The sequence below is a fragment of the Propylenella binzhouense genome (assembly GCF_009866965.1).
GTDB classification, from domain to species: Bacteria; Pseudomonadota; Alphaproteobacteria; order Rhizobiales; family Afifellaceae; genus Propylenella; species Propylenella binzhouense.
The window spans coordinates 1-5,134 of the sequence record NZ_SPKJ01000166.1; the positions used below are offsets into that span (position 1 = coordinate 1).

8 protein-coding genes and 1 pseudogene are annotated in these 5,134 nt (G+C 70.4%); 7 read left to right on the top strand and 2 right to left on the bottom strand.

The genetic code is table 11. The annotated features are described in order from the left end of the window. Together E4O86_RS22225 and E4O86_RS22230 are read left to right on the top strand one after the other, a co-directional pair. On the top strand, positions 1 to 443 hold a 443-nt coding region (locus E4O86_RS22225), incomplete at its 5' end, for a DUF1236 domain-containing protein (RefSeq protein WP_161142730.1). Positions 444 to 509: 66 nt separating this feature from the next. Further along, positions 510 to 1,259, top strand: coding sequence for a class I SAM-dependent methyltransferase (locus E4O86_RS22230; protein WP_161142731.1), 750 nt, complete (start codon positions 510 to 512; stop codon positions 1,257 to 1,259). Between the two features lie 11 nt (positions 1,260 to 1,270). Here E4O86_RS22230 and E4O86_RS22235 read toward each other — a convergent pair whose 3' ends face one another. Continuing rightward, entirely contained in the window at positions 1,271 to 2,464 is a 1,194-nt protein-coding gene (locus E4O86_RS22235) for a lytic murein transglycosylase (RefSeq protein WP_161142732.1), read from the bottom strand. A 135-nt stretch (positions 2,465 to 2,599) separates the two neighbouring features. On the opposite strand from E4O86_RS22235, the gene E4O86_RS22240 reads away from it, so the two are divergent. The 4 genes from E4O86_RS22240 (at position 2,600) to E4O86_RS22255 (ending at position 4,256) form a co-directional block, all read left to right on the top strand. After that, positions 2,600 to 2,815, top strand: coding sequence for a hypothetical protein (locus tag E4O86_RS22240; RefSeq protein ID WP_425500151.1), 216 nt, complete (start codon positions 2,600 to 2,602; stop codon positions 2,813 to 2,815). Then, complete coding sequence (locus tag E4O86_RS22245) at positions 2,815 to 3,240, top strand: nuclear transport factor 2 family protein (RefSeq protein ID WP_161142733.1); 426 nt, start codon at positions 2,815 to 2,817, stop codon at positions 3,238 to 3,240. The genes E4O86_RS22240 and E4O86_RS22245 overlap by 1 nt, the downstream gene beginning before the upstream one ends. Positions 3,241 to 3,324: 84 nt before the next feature. Further along, positions 3,325 to 3,819, top strand: a complete 495-nt coding sequence (locus tag E4O86_RS22250) for a DUF1772 domain-containing protein (protein WP_161142734.1) — start codon at positions 3,325 to 3,327, stop codon at positions 3,817 to 3,819. A gap of 35 nt (positions 3,820 to 3,854) precedes the next feature. Further along, positions 3,855 to 4,256, top strand: coding sequence for a DUF983 domain-containing protein (locus E4O86_RS22255; RefSeq protein WP_205521050.1), 402 nt, complete (start codon positions 3,855 to 3,857; stop codon positions 4,254 to 4,256). Positions 4,257 to 4,310: 54 nt separating this feature from the next. On the opposite strand, the gene E4O86_RS22260 is transcribed toward E4O86_RS22255, so the two are convergent. After that, positions 4,311 to 4,658 (bottom strand): Omp10 family outer membrane lipoprotein, encoded by a 348-nt coding sequence (locus E4O86_RS22260; protein ID WP_161142735.1) that lies wholly within the window; start codon positions 4,656 to 4,658, stop codon positions 4,311 to 4,313. A 234-nt stretch (positions 4,659 to 4,892) separates the two neighbouring features. Between E4O86_RS22260 and E4O86_RS22265 the strand changes: the two are divergent. Then, positions 4,893 to 5,134: pseudogene (locus E4O86_RS22265) on the top strand (hypothetical protein); the annotation flags it as partial.

Sequence of the window (5,134 nt, forward strand, 5' to 3'; positions counted from 1 at the left end):
GTCAGGCGGGCGAGCAGCGGCCGGACGCGGCAGGCAAGGCGGCACCGGGTCAGGCCGCCGGCGCGGGGCCGGCGGAAGGGGCCAAGCCCGGCGCGGGACCGGCGGAAGCCGGCAAGCCCGCCCAGGCGGAAGGGGCCAAGCCCGGAGCGGGACCGGCGAAGTCCGCCGGTGCCAAGGGTGGACCCGCCCCGCAGATCTCCGCGGAGAAGAAGACCAAGATCCGCGAATCCGTCGTCAATGTCGGCGTGAAGCCGGTCGACGTGGACGTGAACGTGTCGGTCGGCGTCGCCGTGCCGCGCACCGTGACGCTGCATCCGCTGCCGCCGACCATCATCTCGCTCGTGCCGGAATATGAGGGATACCAATTCTTCCTGCTTCCGGACGGCACGATCGTCATCGTCGACCCGACCGACTACCTGATCGTGACGGTGATCTCGGCCTGAGGACGGCCGCTCCGCGATCGGCCGGACCCGGTTGAACCAGCTCGCGATTGCTGGCAACCGGGTCCGATGCGACCCGATGCGATCTACGACCGCCCCGATCTCTACGACCGGATCGTCACGCCGGGCCCGTGCGAGCCGTTCTACAGGGGCCTCGCGGCGGAGACGGGAGGGCCCGTGCTGGAGCTCGCCTGCGGCACCGGCCGTCTCACCATTCCCCTCGCTGCCGACGGCCACGAGGTCGTGGGCGTCGATCTCTCCCCGGCGATGCTCGACGCGGCCGCCGGCAAGGCGCGGCGGGCCGGCGCGAAGGTCGCGTTCGTGTGCGGCGACATGGAGCGGTTCGCCCTCGGGCGGCGGTTCCGGCTCGTCCTCGTCTCCTGCAACTCGCTCGCCCATCTCCGCTCGAACGCCGCCGTCCTGTCATGCCTCGCGCGTATCCGGGACCATCTGGCGCCGGGCGGCCGGCTTGCCTTCGATGTCGTGCAGCCGGACTTGCGCGCTTTGGCGGCCTGCGCCGGGCGGGGCGGCAGGCCGGCCCGCACCTGGCTGCCGCCGGGGGCGCCCGCCGTCGAGGAGAGGACGACATACGACCCGGTCGAGCAGGTCCGGGTCTCGCATTGGTCGCTCTGTCGGCCGGACGGCTCGCGCGAGCCGTTGCGGCGGCTCGCGCTCCGCCAGTTCTTTCCGAACGAGATTCCTCTTCTTCTCGGTGCTGCCGGGCTTCGCCTGGTCGCGCGCTACGGCGATTTCGAGGGAAATCCGCTCGGTCCGGGGAGCGCGAACCAGGTCTGCGTCGCGGCGGCCGGCGCGGGCTGAAGGCCCGCGTTTCAGCCGCCCAGCCGGCGCAGAAGCTCCGCCGTCGGCCATGCATCGGCCGGAAGGCCGAGCTTGATCTGCACGTCGCGGACCGCCGCGCGCGTGCCGCTGCCGATGACGCCGTCCGCCTTGCCGACATCGTAGCCGAGATTGGCGAGGAGCCGCTGCAGCGCCTTCACTTCGGCGCTGCTCATCGCCTCGGCGCCGCGGCCCTTCGAGACGGGCGGCGCGCCGGCGAGGCGCGTGGCGAAATAGGCCGCGGTGGTGGCGTAGACCAGCGACTGGTTCCAGTCGAGGAAGGCATCGAAGTTCGGATAGGCGAGGAAGGCCGGCCCGTTCCGTCCCATCGGTAGCACGAGGGCCGCCGGAAGCGCGTCGGCCGGAAGCGGGCCGTCGCGTCCCGCGACGCCCCAGGCCGCCCATTGCGAGCGCGGATGCCGGATCGTGAGGCCCGCCTGGTCCCAGGGCAGCTGCTGCGGGACCCTGACCTCCTCCAGCCAGGGCTCGCCCCGGCGCCAGCCGGCATTGGCGAGAAGGTTGGCGGCGGAGGCGAGGGCGTCCGCCGTATCGTGGCGGAGGTCGCGGCGGCCGTCGCCGTCGGCATCGACGGCATAGCGGAGATAGTCGGACGGCGAGAACTGCATCTGGCCGATCTCGCCCGCCCAGGCGCCGGTCATCTCGGCGGGCGAGAGGTCGCCGCGATCGATGATCCTGAGGGCGTCGACGAGCTGGGTCCGGAAGAGATCCGGCCGGCGGCAGTCATAGGCGAGCGTGGCGAGCGCCGTCAGCGTCGGAAACTCGCCCTGGTTCGCGCCGAAATCCGTCTCCAGTCCCCAGAAGGCGGTGATCACCGGCGCCGGAACCCCGTATTGCTGTTCGATCCGGCCGAACGTCGCCGCATGTTGCCGCATCAGCTTGGCGCCCTGGTCGAGGCGGTATTTCGCGACCATCCGGCCGGCGAATTCGAGAAAGCTCTGGGCGAACACGCCCTGTCCGCGGTCGCGCTTCACGATCGACGGGTCGAAGCGGACGCCGTCGAGCCCGGCGAGGCCGCGCTCGGAGACGCCGGCCGCCGCCGCCTCCTGGCGGATACCGCGCAGCCAGCCGTCGAAGTCGCCGGTGCCGCAGGTCTGGGCGAGGCCGGGCGACGCGGCGCCCATCGCGAGAAGGAGGACGGCTGTCCTGATCGGTCGCGCGCGGTTCATTGCAGTCGGTTCTCCCGAATCCTGGTCGCTGGAGCTCCTCCGTACGTCGCGATCATGGCAGGAACGCATCGTCCGCTCCCCCGTTCGCCCCCTTTGGGCGGCGCGGGGCGTCGCGCCTGCCCGATGGAGGCAGCCGTGACCGACACGAAGCATCAGAAGACCATGCCCAAGGATCGCCCGCGCGACGATCTCGAAGACAATCCGAACATCGGGGCTTCAAAGGGCAGCTATGCGACCGGGGAGGACCCGGAGCGCATCGAGGGCGACAGCACGTTCGAAGGCGACGTGGAGAGCGATACCGATCGGCAGGGCGGGCTCGACCCGCGCCATGTCGGCCGGACCAACAAGTGATGGTCGCAGCCGCTCGCACCGAGCGCGTGTCCTCCGCCCGGCTCGCCTCCCACGCTGAGGGGCTCCGCGGGCGGACGGCGCGGCAGGTGATCGCGGACCATCTCCGGCTGCGACGGCTGGGCGATCTCGAGTCCGACCTTGCCAGGAATGTTGGCGAGAACGTGGTGCTCCTCACCAAGTGGGGGATCCAGAGAGGGCATGCCGGTGTCCGCATCTGCGCCCGCGCGCTGGAGCGGGAGGTGCCGAGCGCCTCGTTCGAGTACCGCGAGATACTCGTCGACGGCCCGTTCGGCTACCTGGAATGGCGGGCTTCGACTGCGCGGGGCGGCATTTGCGACGGTGCGGACAGCTATCTGGTCCGGCAGGGCAGGATCGTCGCCCAGTCCATTCACTACACGGTTGAAAAAAGTGCAGGAAGTCATTGAAATTTCTGTTGACGCGAGGGCGACATCTCCGCGATTGGCGGCGCCTCGCACCCGGGGCCGCCTCGGCTGGAACAGGCGGCCCTGATGCGCGTCCGTGCGGTGCTGTTCCTGGCGATCGTCCTGACCGCGCTCGCGCTCGTTCCGGCGGGAGCGCACCTCTTCGCCATGCCCAACAAGCTCGGCCTCGCCCAGGCCGACTATTTCACCGTCCAGGCGATCTACCGGGGCTGGGCGCTGTTCGGCATCGTGCTCTTCGCCGCGCTCGCGGCCGATCTCGCGCTCGTCCTGCTGTCCCGGCGGTCGCGCCGGATCTTCCGGGCCGCGATCGTCGCCCTGGCGGCGGAGTGCGCCTCCCTCGCGATCTTCTTCCTTTGGACCTTTCCGGCGAACCGGGCGACCGCGAACTGGACGGAGGTGCCGGCCGACTGGGAAGCCCTGCGCCGGCAGTGGGAATATTCGCACGCGGCCGCCGCGATCGTGACCTTCGCCGGCTTCTGCGCGCTGGTGCTTGCAGCCCTCCGGCAGGGCGGAGAGCGACGGGATGCCTCATCCCTGGCCGGGGAAAGGCATCCTACGTAGTCGTTCCGACCGAACGCTTTGGACGCAATCCGGATATGATCGAAACATACGGCGAAGAGCCGCGCGATGTCGCGAATGCGATGGGCCGCGGCGTGCGCAGCCGCTGCCCGAACTGCGGGGAGGGTACGCTCTTCCGCGGCTTTCTCACCGTGGCGGACAGCTGCGACGCCTGCGGCGAGGAACTGCATCACCACCGCGCGGACGATGCGCCGCCCTACTTCACGATCTCGATCGTGGGCCACGTCGTCCTGACGCTGGCGCTCGCGGTCGAGACCTTCTACGCCCCGCCGCTCTGGCTCCACGCCGCCGCCTGGATTCCGCTCACGCTCGGCATGTCCGTCGGCCTGCTCCGCCCCATCAAGGGCGCGATCGTCGGCCTGCAATGGGCCTGGCGGATGCACGGCTTCGGCACGAGCGCGGCCACCGCCGACGCCTGAGCGGTATCCCTGCCGCCGGTCATGCGGTGGGCGGCCTCTCGGCCGCCCGTCGGGTCACGCGCTGCGGACGAGATCGAAGGCGCCGGCGCCCGTCTGCTTGCAGCTCAGACGGTTCGGCCCGGTGAAGGAGCACGTCGCCGAGCGCTGCTGCTTGGTGGCGATGCTCAGCCAGCGCATCGAGACCTGCCTGCCGGCTTCCATCGAATAGCTGCCCTCGGCGAGGACCTCGTTCGTCTTGGTGAAGCGCGACACGAACCGGCCGTCGGCGAAGCGGGCGACGAATACGCCGTCGGTCGATGCCCAGATGCCGCTCATGGGCGAGGGCGCGGGTCCGGGTCCGATCGACTGGCATCCCGCAAGCAGCACGGCGGCGAGCGTGCCGGCGGCGATATTCCTGATCATGCGGTCTCCTTGTTCTAAAGCTCTCCGCAATTCTGGAACCCGTTCCATGACTGTCCAGAGACGCGCGCCCTTCTTTGCACCCACGAAATGTTGATCTGCGGGAGTGTGGCCAGGGCGCACCAGGTTCGTGCCACGCCGACACGACGCGACCTCCAGGCGGCTTCCCTCGATTCTTCGTGACAAGACGCCCCGCGGACCCCACATCCCCGGGGAAACGAGTCTCCAGGGGTGAGGATGCTGGATTTTTCCCGTTCGAAGTCGCGATTCGCCATGATCGCCATGGCCGTCGCCCTGGTGCTCGCCTCGAGCGCCGCCGACGCCCGCCTCGGCCGCAGCGGCAGCTTCGGCAGCCGCGGCGTCCGTACCTGGAGCACGCCGCCGGCGACCCAGACGGCGCCGCGCACGACGCAGCCGATCCAGCGCTCCACGACGGAGCCGGGAACGGCGCAGCGGCCGTCCGCCGCCGGCACCGCCGG